Genomic DNA, 15,304 nt, shown 5'->3' on the forward strand with positions numbered 1-15,304 from the left:
CCGGCGGCTTGCTGAAGACGAGCGCCGCGATACCGCCTGACCGGTTTCGCAACAGTCACTCAGACGACGGACCCGGTATCAACCCGAAGCCCCGCCGCCTGGAGGAAGAAGAGAGGTCCACCGACTCTCTTGGCGGGAGCGCGCTCGGTGCCAGCACCGCATCGTGGCTGACCGGGGTAGCCGCCGTGTGAGCCCCGGTTGGCGCGGTTGGTGCGGGAGGAGTACGCCGTGTCGGCGGCGACCGCGCCGGGCCGGATACGGGGACGGCCGGCCGGAACGTGGACCTTGATGCCGGCCAGGACCGCGGTGAAGCGGGAACTGTCGACGGCCTGGCCGGAGGGGAGCAAGAACGGCCGCGAACTCCTTGAGGATCAGCCCTGAGCGGCCGGACCGCTGCCTGAAGCTCCAGGCCACCGCCGATCAAGATCGCTGTGGCCGCTTTCTGAAGTATCTCGGCCGCCCTTGCCAGGCTCCTTAACGTCACTGGCCGTTCGGTTGCGGAAGTGTAAGAACACACCACCACCTGGACAGCCTCCCCTTCCTAACTATACTGACGAGTCAGACTAGTTTGGAGTGTGGATGGCATCCGAGACGGTGGGGCCCGTTCGCCGACGGGCTCTGGTGGTGGGCTGCGGGATGGCCGGGTGCGCCGCGGCGTGGTGGTTGGAACACGAGGGATGGGAGGTCGTGCTCGTAGACAAGGAGGTCGAGCCGTACCCGAGCAGCTACCTCCTGCAGCTGGACGCTCAAGCGGTGCGGGTCCTGCGACTCATGGGCGGCCAGGAGATCATCGACCAGGTGACCTTCGCGGCGCCGGCGATGTCGGTGCGGTGGGGCACCCGCAGGGTCCGCGAGCTCAAGATCGACGGTGACGGCGAGTGGCGCCTTGCTCGCCGTTCGGTTCTGCTGTCGAGACTGTTTGCGCACCTGCCCGCCACGGTACAGACGCGACTGGGCGTCGGGCTCGAGGCGCTGGAACATCGCAGCCACGACGTCCTGGCCCGGTTCAGCGATGGTTCGACCGAGTCATTCGACATGGTGGTCGGGGCGGACGGGCTGCACTCGACGGTGCGCCGGCTGACGTTGGCCTCCCAAGCGCACAGCGTGTACCTCAATGGCCTGTCCCACGTGTGGATCAACGCCGATGTGCCCCTGCCCGACGGGCGTGCGGTGATCGCGTCCCGTGAAGGGATGCTGTCGCTGATCTACCCCTTCCTGGACACCGACCAGACGTCGGTCATGGCGGTTGTTCCCGTGCCGAGCGTGACCACGCCGGACGAGTCGATGCTGGTCGAGCGGGTCTGTGACATGGTCGAGCGCCTGGGCCCGGACATGCGCGCGGTCGCGGTGGCGGCACGGAAGTCTCGAGACACCAAGCTGACCCGGTTCTCGCAGGTGCGGCTGCCACGCTGGTACACCCGCCGGGTCGTGCTCCTGGGCGACTCCGCGCACTGCATCGACCCGGTGTCCGGGATGGGGGCGCACGCGTCGTTGCAGGGCGCCAAGACGCTGGCCGAGTCCCTGCGGGACACCGATGACGTCACGGCCGCCTTCGCGCGGCTCGAGGCCGAGATCCGCCCCTTCGCCAAGACGGCGCAGAGTATCACGGCGCGGGCCGTGGAGTTCAGCACCGGGGTGCAGGGACGCAGCCGGGTGGCCACCCTCGCCGGAGGGGCCGGCGACCTGTTGGCCACCATCCCGGCGGCACTGACGAGGTTCAACAGCCGCAGGCGGGCCGTTCGCCGGGCATGAGCCCCTGCCTGCGGGTCACCGACTGTCATGAGGTCGCCTGGTGGTCGGGCACACTGATCGCCGAGAGATATCGCTACGGCACGTGAGAGAGACTGATGGGACGCACAGCAGGACGAGGGCCCCAGGACACCAAGCGGTTGATCCTGGACGCCGCGAGGGGCGTCGTCGTGTCGCAGGGGGCCAAGGCGACCCTTGAGGACGTGGCGGTCGCGGCCGGCCTGACTCGCGGGGCCGTGATCTACCACTACAGCTCGAAGAACGCGCTGTGGATCGCGCTGGTCCGCGACGTGCTTGCCCGGTTCCACCAGGCGGTGCAGGAGCGCATCGAGGACGGCCGGGCGCCTGGCCGCCTGGCGCGCGCCTTCATCCGCACGTCACTGGAGGGCGACGGGATCGACGCTGTCGGCGAGCGGCTGTTCCTCCTGGCCGCCCTCGCCGCCACCCCTGGGGTCCCCGAGATCGTCGCCGAGGACGGGGCCCGCTGGAAGGCGGAGATGGCCGAAGACGGACTCTCCGTGGGAGCACGCACCGTCATCCTCAACGCCGTCGACGGCGCCGGCCTGATGACCGGATGGGGGCTCAAGCCCGACCGTGCCGAGCTCGTCGCCCTGCGCATCGAGCTGGAGAACCTCACCACTGCCGGCTCTTAGCACCGCCTCGGGCGCATCGGCGATCTCAGTTCGGCGTCGCCCGGTATCCGAGGACCGGCCTGTTCGCTCGTCGAGCGACGATCCCGTGCGCGGCGGGCCTTGACCGGGCGATGCCGGCGCACAAGAGCCGGTGTTCGGGCGCCGTGCCAGGCCGTCCGCGCCGTGCAGTCGGCGGTCTCGGTGAACACCACCGTCGATGACGCCGCACCAAGACGGTGCAACCAGCATCATCCCTTCGCGCCCCAGCGGTCGGCATCGCGGCCAAGGACACGGGCGACCCGGCCAGGACGAGGGAGCACACGTCCACGATCCGCAGCCGCTGGTCCGATGTCGAGTGCGGCTCGACCGCCACGTCCGGCAGCGCGTTGTCCAGGATCGGCATGCCCATCGTGAGCGTGAGCAGGCTCACGCTCAACACGGCGACGGCACCCACCGTCGGCTGGGCGACATGTCTGCGCTGTGGAGGGGCTGGTGACCGGGCCGCTCTTCATCATGGGTTGTCCGCATCATCCGTACCGATGAATGACCTCACCGATTTGGAACTGTACTGACTCGTCAGTACAGTAAATAGCGGATGAGGTAGAGGCCGGCAGGCCACACACGAACGGAGCGATCATGAACAGTGCCAGCACCCGATCCGCCGACGTCGTCGTCGTCGGTGCCGGGCTCGCAGGGCTCACGGCAGCGGATCAGCTCACCCGGGCGGGGTATGACGTCGTCGTCGTCGAGGGCCGCGATCGCGTCGGTGGACGCATCCGCAAGGCCGAGATCGCGGGTGTCTCCGTCGATGCTGGAGCGACCTGGGTGGCGCCGGGTCACACAGCGGTACGCGATCTCGCGAGCCGGCTCGGCTGCGAGTTCGTGCCCCAGTTCCGCCCGGGCAAAGGGGTCATCTCCTTCGGGGGCAGGCGCAAGACCGACGGCATCACCGCCCTGGCGCCCTGGGTGATGCTCGACCTCTGGCGCATCATGGGCGGGCTGCAGAAGATGGTCGACGGCCTTCCCGTCTCATCGCCTTGGGAGCACCCCCATGCCGCGCGGCATGATTCGATGTCGCTCGGCGAGTGGCTGACCGCGGAGCACGCCCTGAAGGACACCCGGAAGTTCTTGAACGTCTTCAGCCTGGTGCATTGGGGTGCACCCGTCGGCGAGGTGTCACTGTTCAACGTGATGCGGTACATCAAGAACCTGGGCGGCATCGAGCACATGCTCGCCGTCGAGGGCGGCGACCAGCAGGACCGAGTGCTGGGAACGACTTACACGCTGGTCAGCAGGCTCGCCGACACGCTGGGGTCCTGTGTGCTCGTCGACTCCCCGGTAAAGCGCATCACCACAGTCGGTGAACGCGTCACGGTCGAGACCGGCAAGCACACGATCGAGGCCCGGTACGTCATCGTGACGGCGTCGCCGGCACACCGCTCGACCATCGAGTTCACACCTGCCCTCCCGGAGCGCCACTACGGGCTCTCCCGCAGCTGGCGGCTGGGGGCGCTCAGCAAGGCCTTCGTCGCCTACGACCGCCCCTTCTGGCGGGACGAAGGCCTGTCGGGAGAAGGAGTGTCCGACGACGAGACCGTCTTCCTCACCTTCGACATCAGCCCCGCCGCCGACGGCCCCGGCATCCTCATGGTCTTCTGCGACGGACGCGGGTTCGACGCCTACGACAAGGACGAGCGCCGCCGCCGCGTCGTGAGGCACCTCGTCCACCTGTACGGTGAACCCGCGCGCCACACCATCGACTACACCGACTTCTCCTGGGGCAACGACGTGTTCGCGCCCGGCGGGCCGAATCCGGCAGTCGGGACGAAGGCATGGACCACATTCGGACCGTTCCTGCGTGAGCCGGTCGGACTCGTGCACTGGGCCGGCACCGAGACAGCCGATGAGACGTCCGGCACCATGAACGGCGCGATCCTGTCGGGCCAGCGAGCGGCAACCGAGGTGGCCGCCCGTCTCGCCTCGACCTCTCATGATCTTTCTGTGGTCGGCTGAGCCGTTCACTACGGCGTGTTTTCGCGACCTGGCCAGCGCGTCCGCCTTGCTGTCGCGCCGGGCGGGCAGGGTTCCACTGACCCGTTGGATTCATTCTGCTGGTCGTGGACAGGGGTTTTCGCTGGTCAGGTCGGCACAGGTAAGGCCTGCAGGCGGGTGACGGCGTGATGATCTGCATCACCCGGGGACAGCGTGCGGCGATGCGTAGCCGCGGCGACACCCTCCGCCTATCGAGTGGCGTTTCAGATCAATCCGCCGATCCGGGACGGCTCCATAGTGGGCAGACGTACACCAAGTCATCCAGCCAGTCTTCGCGCTTCTCAGGATCGGAATGCCGCCATGGTGAGTGCACGTTTCAAGCCGACCGAGGTACCTATGGGCACCTATCCGGTCGCCCCTGGGCGATTGACGCCTGGAACCCAGATCACGGTTGCCGTGCTCTGGGTGCGAGAGGACAAAAGCGAGGTCGGCGCGGTGTGGGAGATGACACCCGGAGTCCTCGACGAGACCCAAGGCAACGAGTCGTTCGTCATCCTCAGCGGCCGGTCGCGGGTGGATTTCCCGGACGGACGGGTGCTCGAATTCGGCCCTGGAGACGTCGGTGTGCTGGCGCCTGGAGACACCTGTCGTTGGACGACGCTGGAGACGGTGCGCAAAGTCGTCGTCTTCCGCATCACGTAAATCACCGTATTCGGTTCTCAATCGAGCCGATCCAGAAGGTCAGTGCATGCTACTCGAAGGAAAGATCGCCATAACGGGGCCGGCAGTTCGTTCCAAGCGGGTGGCGCTCGGGCTCAATGCCTCGGGCGGCCGAACTGGCAGGGTCGATTCCTGACGCTCTGTCGTGACCCTCCCTAGGAGGCCCCGCCGATAGTCGCTCCCGGAGACAGCCCTCTCGACACCCCCTGCCCCATCACCTGAAACAACCATCCGGCAAGGCCGAAATGCCACGGCGCCACAACGCCATTCACCGAGGGGAAGCCATGAACGACTCGATCATCGCAAACGACCACCCCGAGCAGACCACCCAGGAGTCCGAAGTGCCCTCAAAGGACAGACTGCTCGAAGGTAAGGTCGCCATCGTCACAGGAGCCGCTCGTGGACAGGGCGCCTCCCACGCGAAACACCTCGCACAAGAGGGAGCATACGTGCTCCTCACCGACATCCTGGACGACCTGGGAAAGACGGTTGCGCAAGAGCTGCGGGACCAGGGCCACCAGGCCGGTTACGCACGATTGGACGTGCGGGACAGCGCACAGTGGAATGAGGTCGTCGCGGAGCTCGTCAAAACCAAGGGATCGCTCGACATCCTGGTCAACAACGCCGGCGTCTGCGAGGTGTCGGCGGTGGAGGAGTGCTCCGACACCGAGTGGGCATTGGTCATGGAGACCAATGCCGGGGGCGTCCTGCGAGGTTGCCGCTCAGCGATTCCCGCGATGAAGGCGACGGGCGGTGGTGTGATCGTCAACACCGCCTCGGTGCAGGCGGTCAAGGGAACGTGGGGGTATGCCGCCTACCAGGCGAGCAAGGCCGCTGTTGTGGCGCTGACACGATCGATGGCCATCACCTACGCGAAGGAGAACATCCGGGTCAACGCCATCGCCCCGTCAGCGGTGAACACGGAGATGCTGAAGCACGAAATGGAGCACTTCGCCACGAACGAGTACTTCGACTTCGACACATGGCTGTGGTCCCAGCCGATCAGCCGCGTCGCCGAGCCGGAAGAGGTGTCGAAGCTCGTGGTGTTCCTCGTCTCCGATCTTTCCGCCTATTCCACCGGCGGGGTGTTCCCCGTCGATGGCGGACTCCTCGCCGGATGAAAGGCGAGCACACCATCACGCGTGTCCGCACTGTCTGGTGATCAGTGCATTCATGCCATATCTCAACGGGGCTGAGCTTTTTTCCGCGTCGACGGACACCACCGTCGTGGTGGTCAGATCGCGCAGGCGGTCTCGTAGCCGGCCGGACTACGGCAGCCGTGTTCGAACTGCCGGAGATTGCCGAAGACTGCCGAAGTTGGAGGGCTCACCGGAGGCTTCATCACCGGAACGGCCTTCTCGGCTTGATCGGCGGCGTACAGCTCGGTGCCGACCCCGCCTCTGATACCTGGGCCGCACTGCCTCCGTTGCCGGATCAGGCGGTCAGGCCGACGATGGGCGCGAGATGGGCGTCGGCCATGCCGTCACGACGCCCGTACCGGGATGGCTTCGCCGGGCCGCAGATGATCGGGATGGTCTTGGAGGCACGGGCCGGAACCCGCCCGGCCTGCCGGATCATCAGCGCGCCGAACCGGGGGACGACTGGGGACACATGTCAGTTGCGGGGCGTGGCGGTGAAGATGCGGGTGAGCTGATGATCGATCAAAGCCACGGCGTCTTCGGGGGTCCGCTGCCCGAGCAGGACGGTTGTCTGGATTCCTTCGGCGCCAGCAACCAGGAACGCGGCCTCGGCCGCGGCGTCGATGTCGCGGGACACCTCGCCGAGCTCCTGGCCTTGCATGATCAGGCCGGCGACGAGGTCCTCCAGCGCGTGGGGCGCCTCCCGGGCGACCTTGGCCAGGGCGGGGTCGACCAGGAACGGGATGAAGTAGGCGATGTACACCAGGTGCCGGTTGCGCCGTTCCTCATCCAGTGGGAGCAGCTCCAGCAGCACTCCCCGCACGAGCGCCTGCATGCTGGGCGTCTGGCCGAGTGCCGCGAGGCGTTCGCGGGCCCGTTGCTCGGCGTCGGCGTTGAGGATCTCCAGCGCGCCGAGGAGCAACTGGTCGCGGGTGCCGAAGTAGTACTGCAGCAGCCGGGCGGAGACCTTGGCTTCGGCGGCGACCTGCCGCAGGGTTACGTCCTCCAGGCCTCCCCGGGTGGCCAGGCGCCATACGGCTTCGGCGATCTGGCGGCGGCGCTGGTTGTGGTCCACCTGTCTCGGCATGCCGTCCGTCCTTCGCGCTTGTTTGTGGTGCGATCGTACCAATACGGTGTTATGGTTCGATCGCACCACAAAACGTGGAGGCGTGTTCGCCTCTGCGGTCACAGCCCTGCGGGGCGATGGGAGACGAAGTGCACATCAGGCACATCACCGCGCTGGTCGTCGGCATGCTGCTGCTCGTGCTGGGAGCGCAGGGCGCCATCCGGCTGCTGGCCGACCACGGCGACGCCGGACTGCTCGCCTGGCTGCCCGGCGGATTCGAAGTGCGGCTGGCGTGTTATGCGACGGCCGCTGTCGCCGGGGCGTCGCTGGCAGGCTGGGCGAGCAAGAAGACCAAGCAGAGCGGGCGTGGGTGATGCCCGGCCGCACACCGGCGGCCGCGGCCGCGGTCCTCACTGTGCTGGCGAGCATGCCGATGCTCGCGGCGGGCATCGCCCCCGCCCAGGCCGGCGGGATCTTCGGACCGGTCGTCGTGACGACGACGGGCAGCGTGCAAGGTATGGAGCAGGACGGGGTCCGCCGCTTCCGCGGCATCCCCTACGCCGCCCCGCCCACCGGGGAGCGGCGCTGGCGGCCACCTCAACCGGCGCGCTCCTGGAGCGGCACCCGCGACGCGACGAAGGCAGGACCGGTGTGCATGCAGCCGGAGGCGGGCGACCTGCCGAAAGGTACCCCGCAGAGCGAAGACTGCCTGACCCTGGAGGTGAGCGCGCCCGCCCGGCCCGGCGCGCGGCGGCCGGTCATGGTCTGGCTTCCCGGCGGCGGCTTCATCACCGGCGCTGGCTCGATCCACGACCCGACCCGGCTGGTCACAGACGGAGACATCGTGGTCGTGACGGTCAACTACCGCCTCGGCGTGTTCGGCTTCTTCGCCCATCCCGAGCTCGACAGCAGCAACTTCGGCCTGCACGACCAGGTGGCGGCGCTGCGCTGGGTGCGTACCAACATCGCCGCGTTCGGCGGCGACCCCGACAAGGTCACCCTCGCCGGAGCCTCGGCCGGCGCGATGAGTACCTGCACCCTCATGACCTCACCGGCCGCCCGCGGCCTGTTCCACCGGGCGATCGTCCAGAGCGGATCGTGCCGCACCCGCCACCCGGCCGGAGCGATGGGGGAAGGCGTGCCCGCGATCTCCTCCTGGCACCCGATCGAAACGATCCAGGGCACCGGCCAGGCCCTGGCCGAGCAGTTGGCCTGCACCGACATGGCCTGCCTGCGCCGAAAGAGCGCCGGCGAGTTGCTGCCGCACACCACCCGGTTCCCACTGCTCGCCTACGGCACCAGCCTCGTCCCGCGCGAGCCGGCCCAGGTCTTCAGTGCGGGCGAGCAGGCGGCCGTACCGCTACTGCAGGGCAACACCCGCGATGAACACATCGAGTTCGTCTTGGCCGTCTACCCGCACGGCATCACCACCCGCCAGTACGCGGCCCTGCTCACCACCGCCTTCGGATCGGCCGCGCCACAGGTCGAACGACGCTACCCGGCGCACCGATTCCCCTCCGCCACCGCGGCGGCCGGTCGCGTGTTCAGCGACAGCGGCTGGATCTGCCCCTCCTGGAGAACGGGTCGCGAGCACACCAGGAAAGCGCCTACCTACGCCTACGTCTTCACCGACCCGTCGGCGCCCACTCCCAGCGGGCAGCCCTTGCCCGTCCACGTCCGCCCCGCCACCGCCCACGGAGCCGAGACCTTCTACCTGTTCGACTTCCCCGGTGCTCCGGCGCTCACCACCGACCAGCGGCGCCTGGCCGACCGGATCGTCGGCTACTGGACGCGGTTCGTCCGGACCGGCGACCCCAACGAATCGGGCAGCACGGCCTGGCCCCGTCTCGGCTCCGCTGACAGCGCGCTCAACCTCGCGCCGAAGACGATAGGACCCATCAACATGAAGAACGTCCACCACTGCGGCCTGTGGCTCTGACAACCGGACTGGCGAACCAATGCGCGGTGGTGATACGGGAAGGCGGTTATGCATGACATTCGCGTCACCCGGAGCGAGATGCGCCGGACCGACCCTGTCGCAACACGACCGGAACGCCTGAGCCGAGTAGTGACTCCACCTGCTTTTCTGCGTCATCCTGTAAACGATCCTTTGCGGGACGAGCCCCTGATCTCGGATGCCCGTCAAACCGGATCAAGCCCGGGCTGGCAGTTCGTTTCAAGCGGGTGGCGCTCGGGCTCAATGCCTCGGGCGGCCGAACTGGCAGGGTCGATTCCTGACGCTCTGTCGTGACCCTCCCTAGGAGGCCCCGCCGATAGTCGCTCCCGGAGACAGCCCTCTCGACACCCCCTGCCCCATCACCTGAAACAACCATCCGGCAAGGCCGAAATGCCACGGCGCCACAACGCCATTCACCGAGGAGGAGTCATGAACGACTCGATCATCGCAAACGACCACCCCGAGCAGACCACTCAGGCGTCCGAAGTGCTCACAGAAGACATGCTGCTCGAAGATGTGTCGATCGATGGCATGTGCGGCGTTTACTAGCCAGGATCGGACTACGCGATGACAAATTTGTTGAATGACGCCTGGGAACTGTCTCCCAGTGTGGCATTGCGGCCGGAGCCGTTCGGAGCACTGGCTTACCACTTCGGCAACCGGCGTTTGTCCTTCATCAAACGCCGGGAGCTGGTATCCGTCGTCACTGCGCTCGCCGATCAGCCCGACGCTCGTGCCGCACTGGTCCTGGCGGGGGTATCCCCGGAGCAGTGGCCCGCTTATTCCTCCGCGCTGCGCGGCCTGGCCGCCGCCGACATGATCAGACGCCGTACGTCCGCCACCCCACGCACACAGTCGAACACGAGCCCGGACGCGCAGCCGGCAGCAGGCAGGACCGGTACGGCCAGCGGAGGGCTCGTCAAGCGGTTCGAATACGGCCTTGCCGCCCCGATCTGCCTGACCTGGGAACTCACCTACGCCTGCAATCTGTCGTGCGTGCACTGTCTGTCCTCGTCGGGACGGCGCGACCCCCGTGAGCTGAGCACGCGACAGTGCGAGGCGGTGATCGACGAGCTGCAGGCCATGCAGGTTTTCTACGTCAACATCGGCGGTGGGGAGCCGACGATCCGGCCTGACTTCTGGCACCTGCTGGACTACGCGGTGAGCCGTCGGGTCGGGGTGAAGTTCTCGACCAACGGAGTGCGCCTCACGCCCGAGCGGGCCCGGTACCTGGCGGCCACCGACTATGTCGATGTGCAAGTGTCCCTGGATGGTGCCACGGCCGAGGTGAACGACCGGGTGCGGGGCCCTGGTTCGTACGCGACGGCGATGCGGGCACTGGACAACCTGGCCGCCGCCGGCTTCGAGAACGCGAAGCTGTCGGTGGTCGTCACCCGTGAGAACGCAGGCCAGCTCGATGACTTCAAGGTGATCGCGGATGAGCGTGGAGCGACGCTCCGGCTCACCCGGTTGCGCCCCTCCGGGCGCGGCGCGGATGTGTGGGACGATCTGCACCCGACGGCTGAACAGCAGCGTGATCTGTACGAATGGCTGCTGAGGTCGGGTGAGGACGTGCTGACCGGCGACTCGTTCTTCCATCTGGCCGGCTATGGCGAGTCGCTGCCCGGGCTGAACCTGTGCGGCGCGGGCCGGGTGGTGTGCCTGATCGATCCGATCGGAGACGTGTACGCGTGCCCGTTCGCGATTCACGACCGCTTCCGTGCGGGCAATCTGCTGTCCGCGGGAGGGTTCGCCCAACTCTGGCGCGAGTCAGAGCTGTTCACGGAGCTGCGTTCGCCGCAGACCTCCGGCGCCTGTACGGGATGCGCCTTCTTCGACTCCTGCCGGGGCGGGTGCATGGCGGCGAAGTTCTTCACCGGCCTGCCGCTGGACGGGCCCGATCCCGAATGCGTGCAGGGGCACGCGGCCGACGCGCTGGCCGCGGCCGGGCGGACGGTGCCCCGTCCCAGCCAGGACCACTCCCGCCGTGTCCCGGTACAGATCGGTCCACGCCCTGCCGCTCCGCCGGTGCGCGCCTGCGCGGAGAGTCCTCTGGCCGGGTTGGTCGTCTCTTCGGAACGAGGTTTGTGATGGCTGCTTGGTTCGAAACGGTGGCCGTCGCGCAGAGCAGGGCCCGGCGCCGCCTGCCCAGGTCGGTGTACTCTGCGCTGCTGGCCGGCTCGGAAAAGGGCGTGACCTATCGCGACAACGTGAGCGCCTTCGCTGAGCTCGGTTTCGCACCCCATGTCGCGGACCTGCCCGCCAAGCGTGACCTGTCCACCACCGTGATGGGTCAGCCCGTGTCGCTGCCGGTGCTCATCTCGCCCACCGGCGTGCAGGCCGTGCATCCGGACGCCGAGGTGGCGGTCGCGCGCGCGGCCGCCGCTCGCGGGACGATCATGGGGCTGAGCAACTTCGCCAGCAAGCCGGTCGAGGAGGTCGTCGCGGCCAACCCCCAGACCTTCTTCCAGATGTACTGGATGGGCACCAAGGAGTCCATGACGGCGGAGATGGAGCGTGCCCGGGCCGCCGGCGTCAAAGGCCTGATCGTGACACTGGACTGGACGTTCTCCCACGGCCGTGACTGGGGCAGCCCGTGGATTCCCGACCGGCTGGACCTCAAGGCGATGGTCAAGCTGGCACCTCAGGCGCTGGCCCGGCCGGGTTGGCTCCTTGACTTCGTCAGATCCGGCCGCCTGCCCGACCTGGCGGTGCCCAACGTGGTCCCGGCCGGGCAAACGCCCCCGACGTTCTTCGGCGCCTATGGAACATGGATGCAGACACCGCCCCCCACCTGGGAAGACGTCGAATGGATGCGGGAACGGTGGGACGGCCCGTTCATGATCAAAGGTATCGGCCGCCTGGATGACGCCCGCCGGGCCGTGGATGCCGGAGCCACCGCGATCTCGGTGTCCAATCACGGGGGCAACAACCTGGATGGCATCCCGGCCAGCATCCGGCTGCTGCCGGCCATCGCCGAGGCGGTCGGCTCACAGGTCGAGGTGCTGCTGGACGGAGGCGTCCGGCGTGGTAGCGATGTGGTCAAGGCATTGGCACTCGGTGCGCGGGCGGTCATGATCGGGCGGGCCTACCTGTGGGGGCTGGCCGCCAACGGCCAAGCCGGGGTGGAGAACGTGCTCGACGTCCTGCGCAACGGGATCGACTCGGCGCTGCTGGGCCTCGGCCACGCATCCGTCCGCGACCTGCGGCCGTCCGACGTGGTGATCCCGCCCGGCTTCACCCGGGAGATCGGCAGCTGAGGTGTCAGCAGACCTGCCCTGGCCCGCGCTGCCGTCATCACCCACCGTCCTGGTCCCCCTCGGATCGACCGAGCAGCACGGCCCGCATCTGCCGCTCCACACCGACACCACGATCGCTGCCGCGGTCGCACAGGCCTGCGCGGCTCGCCTGGCCGCTCCGGTGATGATCGCCCCCGCTCTCGCCTACGGCGCCAGCGGTGAGCACCAGGGCTTCCCTGGCACCATGTCGCTCGGTACGGAGGCTCTGCGGTTCCTGTTGATCGAGCTCGTCCGGTCCATGTCACTGTGGGCCGGACGCATCGTGATCGTCAATGGGCACGGCGGAAACGTGCGCGGCCTGGTCGCCGCCGTCACACAGCTACGGTCCGAACGTCATCATGTGGCGTGGGTTCCGTGCGCCGCCGACGGCGCCGACGCACACGCGGGACGCAGCGAGACCTCGCTCATGCTGCACCTCGCCCCCCACCTTGTGGACCTGGCATGCGCGAAGCCCGGCAACCTCACCCCCCTCCCCCGCCTCATGCCGGACATCATCGCCCGGGGCATCGCCGGCGTGTCGCCCTCGGGAGTGCTCGGGGATCCCACCGCCGCCTCGGCGCAGGAAGGGCAGCGCCTGTTCGATCGAATGGCCGAGGACGTGGCAGCCAGGATCAACGACGGTCACGTAGATCAAAACGGATGCCTGGTGCACCTCCGAGCGGTGCCATGTCAGACGTGAGCACGACCAGGACCGCCCCGTGACCGGCATCGCAGCCGTCCGCGCCCTGTGCCTGCAGGGCTACCACTCGGCCGATGGAGGAGCCTCCCCATGACCAGCACCCGCGACGCCGGCCTGCTGCCGATCGGCTTCACCGTCCGGCTGAACCGGCACGTGCGCGTCCGCGACCAGGGACGCACACTGGTCGGTGGAGCTCCGACCCGCATGATCCGCCTGTCCCCGGCCGCCGGCGATTACCTCCACGAGCGCACCATCCGCGTCCGTGACCGCTCCTCCGCCCTGCTCGCCGACCGGTTGATCGAAGGCGGTCTGGCCGATCCCATCGTGGCCGACCTGCCCGACCTCGACCCGGCACAGGTGACGGTCGTGATTCCCGTCCGCGACCGGCCCGCCGCCCTGGACAGACTGCTCACCTGCATCGGTGACCGGCACCACGTGATCGTCGTGGATGACGCATCACTCGCTCCTGCCGCCATCGCCGACGTTGTGGCCCGCCACCGCGCCGAACTCGTCGCCCTGAAACGGAACGTGGGTCCCGCCACCGCCCGTAACGAGGGATTGAAACGGGTCGCCACTCCTTATGTCGCCTTCGCCGATGACGACGTGGTCCTCGAGCCCGACGCTCTGCCACTCCTGCTGCGGCACTTCCACGACCCGCGCGTGGCCATGGTCGCCCCGCGCGTGCTGGGACTGCGCCTGCCCGGCCGGGACCGGTGGGTCGGACGCTATGAGGACGCCCGCTCCTCCCTCGACCTCGGCGTGCATCCGGGCATCGTCCGCCCCCGCGCGCCCGTCTCCTGGGTGCCCAGTGCCTGCCTGCTCGCCAGAGTCGACGCTCTCGGATCCGGCTTCAGCGCCGGAATGCGCGTCGGCGAGGACGTCGACCTCGCCTGGCGACTGGCCGGTGAAGGCCACCGGGTCCGCTACGAACCGGCCGCGATCGTCCATCACGAACACCGCACCGCCATCCCCGACTGGCTCAGGCGCAAGGCCTTCTACGGCACCGGAGCCGACCTGCTCGCCCAGCGGCACGGCCGTGATGTCGCCCCCGCCATCGTCACCCCGTGGAGTGCCGCCTTCGCCGCGGCTCTTCTCCTGCAACGCCGATGGTCCCTGCCGGCCGCCGCGCTCATCTTCGCCGCGGCCACCTTGCGCCTGTCGAGCAAGGTCCGCAACACCGAGCGCCCTGTCCGGCTCGGCGCCGCCCTCACCTTCGACCGCGCCCTCGCGGCGACCTGGCAGCTCAAGGCTCTGCTCCTGCGCCACTGGTGGCCGCTGGCCGCGATCGGCTGCCTGTTGTCCCGTCGCATGCGCCGGGCCGTGGCCGCCGCCGCCCTTTTCGATACGGTCGTCGACTTTCGCCGTACCAAGGCCCACCTCGACCCGTTCCGTTTCGCCATCGCCCGCCGTCTGGACGACGTCGCCTACGGGTGCGGTGTCTGGTACGGCGCGTTCAAGGGCCGCTCACTGCGAGCCCTCCTGCCCGACATCCGCTGGAAGGCAACTCACAGTCACCACGAGCGGTCGACCGACGTCCGGCGAGCGGAGATCAGGTAGGTGGCGACCATGGCCCGGCAGCTGCGACCCGACGTCGTGTTGATGGACGTGCGGATGCCGCGGCTTGATGGAATCTCCGCCACCAATGACGTGACCACGGTCTGCACCGTGCTGATCCTGACGACGTTCGCCATCTATGAGAATGCAGCGTTCGTATCGAAGTGTGGCCGCATCCGAGGTCTGTCGTCGTTTCTACGGCTGAGGATCCCGACGACGAGGATGGGGATTCGGTGCCGGTGTTCATCCCTAGTGCTGTGACCGGAAACGATCACCGGGTTGGCGTGTAGGTCGTCCTGGCCGGTTGGATGGGTGCTGATCACGTCCGATCCGCACTCGGGAGGCCAGGTGACCCAACCGGTCAAGATCCGCAGACTCACCGACCAAGAAGGACAGAAACTGCAGCGGATCGTGCGACGGGGCACGACCAGCACGGTGCGCTACCGGCGGGCGATGTTCCTGCTGGCTGCGGCCGGCGGCAACACCGTGCCGGTCATCGCCCGCCTGGTCGCCGCCG

The 15,304-nt window shown here is 68.1% G+C and carries 16 protein-coding genes and 1 pseudogene; 15 read left to right on the forward strand and 2 right to left on the reverse strand.

The features are described from left to right. From IEZ08_RS40070 to IEZ08_RS37480, 6 genes are all read left to right on the forward strand, one after another. Positions 1-191: hypothetical protein (locus IEZ08_RS40070; RefSeq protein ID WP_229803935.1), on the forward strand; the 191-nt coding region annotated here is incomplete at its 5' end. A 388-nt stretch (positions 192-579) separates the two neighbouring features. Next, the gene (locus tag IEZ08_RS37460; RefSeq protein WP_189244069.1) at positions 580-1,752 is read left to right on the forward strand and encodes an FAD-dependent oxidoreductase; all 1,173 of its coding nucleotides are present in this window, start codon (positions 580-582) and stop codon (positions 1,750-1,752) included. A 95-nt stretch (positions 1,753-1,847) separates the two neighbouring features. After that, on the forward strand, positions 1,848-2,402 hold the full coding sequence (locus IEZ08_RS37465) for a TetR/AcrR family transcriptional regulator (protein WP_189244070.1): 555 nt from the start codon (positions 1,848-1,850) through the stop codon (positions 2,400-2,402). Positions 2,403-3,017: 615 nt separating this feature from the next. Next, entirely contained in the window at positions 3,018-4,394 is a 1,377-nt protein-coding gene (locus IEZ08_RS37470) for a flavin monoamine oxidase family protein (protein WP_189244071.1), read from the forward strand. 375 nt (positions 4,395-4,769) lie between these two features. Then, positions 4,770-5,075, forward strand: a complete 306-nt coding sequence (locus IEZ08_RS37475) for a cupin domain-containing protein (protein ID WP_189244072.1) — start codon at positions 4,770-4,772, stop codon at positions 5,073-5,075. Between the two features lie 302 nt (positions 5,076-5,377). Further along, on the forward strand, positions 5,378-6,214 hold the full coding sequence (locus IEZ08_RS37480) for an SDR family NAD(P)-dependent oxidoreductase (protein WP_189244073.1): 837 nt from the start codon (positions 5,378-5,380) through the stop codon (positions 6,212-6,214). A 313-nt stretch (positions 6,215-6,527) separates the two neighbouring features. Here IEZ08_RS37480 and IEZ08_RS37485 read toward each other — a convergent pair whose 3' ends face one another. Both IEZ08_RS37485 and IEZ08_RS37490 read right to left on the reverse strand, forming a co-directional pair. Further along, positions 6,528-6,704: a hypothetical protein gene (locus IEZ08_RS37485; RefSeq protein ID WP_189244074.1), complete on the reverse strand. Its 177-nt coding sequence runs from the start codon at positions 6,702-6,704 to the stop codon at positions 6,528-6,530. Positions 6,705-6,707: 3 nt separating this feature from the next. Continuing rightward, a complete protein-coding gene (locus tag IEZ08_RS37490) occupies positions 6,708-7,319 on the reverse strand; it encodes a TetR/AcrR family transcriptional regulator (protein ID WP_189244075.1) in 612 nt (203 codons plus the stop codon). Positions 7,320-7,447: 128 nt separating this feature from the next. On the opposite strand from IEZ08_RS37490, the gene IEZ08_RS37495 reads away from it, so the two are divergent. The 9 genes and pseudogenes from IEZ08_RS37495 to IEZ08_RS40570 form a co-directional block, all read left to right on the forward strand. Continuing rightward, a complete protein-coding gene (locus IEZ08_RS37495) occupies positions 7,448-7,672 on the forward strand; it encodes a hypothetical protein (protein WP_229803934.1) in 225 nt (74 codons plus the stop codon). Next, positions 7,672-9,237, forward strand: a complete 1,566-nt coding sequence (locus IEZ08_RS37500; RefSeq protein ID WP_189244076.1) for a carboxylesterase/lipase family protein — start codon at positions 7,672-7,674, stop codon at positions 9,235-9,237. Before IEZ08_RS37495 ends, IEZ08_RS37500 begins: the two co-directional genes overlap by 1 nt. Before the next feature lie 447 nt (positions 9,238-9,684). Further along, positions 9,685-9,804: a mycofactocin precursor MftA gene (mftA, locus tag IEZ08_RS37505; protein ID WP_068923811.1), complete on the forward strand. Its 120-nt coding sequence runs from the start codon at positions 9,685-9,687 to the stop codon at positions 9,802-9,804. Positions 9,805-9,822: 18 nt separating this feature from the next. Then, a complete protein-coding gene (gene mftC / locus IEZ08_RS37510; protein ID WP_189244077.1) occupies positions 9,823-11,346 on the forward strand; it encodes a mycofactocin radical SAM maturase in 1,524 nt (507 codons plus the stop codon). After that, positions 11,346-12,515 (forward strand): pre-mycofactocin synthase MftD, encoded by a 1,170-nt coding sequence (mftD, locus tag IEZ08_RS37515; RefSeq protein WP_189244078.1) that lies wholly within the window; start codon positions 11,346-11,348, stop codon positions 12,513-12,515. The genes mftC and mftD overlap by 1 nt, the downstream gene beginning before the upstream one ends. A 1-nt stretch (position 12,516) precedes the next feature. Continuing rightward, positions 12,517-13,233, forward strand: coding sequence for a mycofactocin biosynthesis peptidyl-dipeptidase MftE (gene mftE, locus IEZ08_RS37520; protein WP_189244079.1), 717 nt, complete (start codon positions 12,517-12,519; stop codon positions 13,231-13,233). 90 nt (positions 13,234-13,323) lie between these two features. After that, the gene (gene mftF, locus IEZ08_RS37525) at positions 13,324-14,790 is read left to right on the forward strand and encodes a mycofactocin biosynthesis glycosyltransferase MftF (protein WP_189244080.1); all 1,467 of its coding nucleotides are present in this window, start codon (positions 13,324-13,326) and stop codon (positions 14,788-14,790) included. A 9-nt stretch (positions 14,791-14,799) separates the two neighbouring features. Continuing rightward, positions 14,800-15,048: a response regulator gene (locus tag IEZ08_RS40745; RefSeq protein ID WP_373294401.1), complete on the forward strand. Its 249-nt coding sequence runs from the start codon at positions 14,800-14,802 to the stop codon at positions 15,046-15,048. An 87-nt stretch (positions 15,049-15,135) separates the two neighbouring features. Continuing rightward, positions 15,136-15,304: pseudogene (locus IEZ08_RS40570) on the forward strand (IS630 family transposase); the annotation flags it as partial.

The sequence above is a fragment of the Planobispora rosea genome (assembly GCF_014648175.1).
GTDB classification, from domain to species: Bacteria; Actinomycetota; Actinomycetes; order Streptosporangiales; family Streptosporangiaceae; genus Planobispora; species Planobispora rosea.

Bases quoted from the DNA above. Each gene is read 5' to 3' on its own strand.
- IEZ08_RS37460 (WP_189244069.1), top strand. From the start codon at position 580: ATGGCATCCGAGACGGTGGGGCCCGTTCGCCGACGGGCTCTGGTGGTG.
- IEZ08_RS37465 (WP_189244070.1), top strand. From the start codon at position 1,848: ATGGGACGCACAGCAGGACGAGGGCCCCAGGACACCAAGCGGTTGATC.
- IEZ08_RS37470 (WP_189244071.1), top strand. From the start codon at position 3,018: ATGAACAGTGCCAGCACCCGATCCGCCGACGTCGTCGTCGTCGGTGCC.
- IEZ08_RS37475 (WP_189244072.1), top strand. From the start codon at position 4,770: ATGGGCACCTATCCGGTCGCCCCTGGGCGATTGACGCCTGGAACCCAG.
- IEZ08_RS37480 (WP_189244073.1), top strand. From the start codon at position 5,378: ATGAACGACTCGATCATCGCAAACGACCACCCCGAGCAGACCACCCAG.
- IEZ08_RS37490 (WP_189244075.1), bottom strand. From the start codon at position 7,319: ATGCCGAGACAGGTGGACCACAACCAGCGCCGCCGCCAGATCGCCGAA.
- IEZ08_RS37500 (WP_189244076.1), top strand. From the start codon at position 7,672: ATGCCCGGCCGCACACCGGCGGCCGCGGCCGCGGTCCTCACTGTGCTG.
- mftA (WP_068923811.1), top strand. From the start codon at position 9,685: ATGAACGACTCGATCATCGCAAACGACCACCCCGAGCAGACCACTCAG.
- mftC (WP_189244077.1), top strand. From the start codon at position 9,823: ATGACAAATTTGTTGAATGACGCCTGGGAACTGTCTCCCAGTGTGGCA.
- mftD (WP_189244078.1), top strand. From the start codon at position 11,346: ATGGCTGCTTGGTTCGAAACGGTGGCCGTCGCGCAGAGCAGGGCCCGG.
- mftF (WP_189244080.1), top strand. From the start codon at position 13,324: ATGACCAGCACCCGCGACGCCGGCCTGCTGCCGATCGGCTTCACCGTC.
- IEZ08_RS40745 (WP_373294401.1), top strand. From the start codon at position 14,800: ATGGCCCGGCAGCTGCGACCCGACGTCGTGTTGATGGACGTGCGGATG.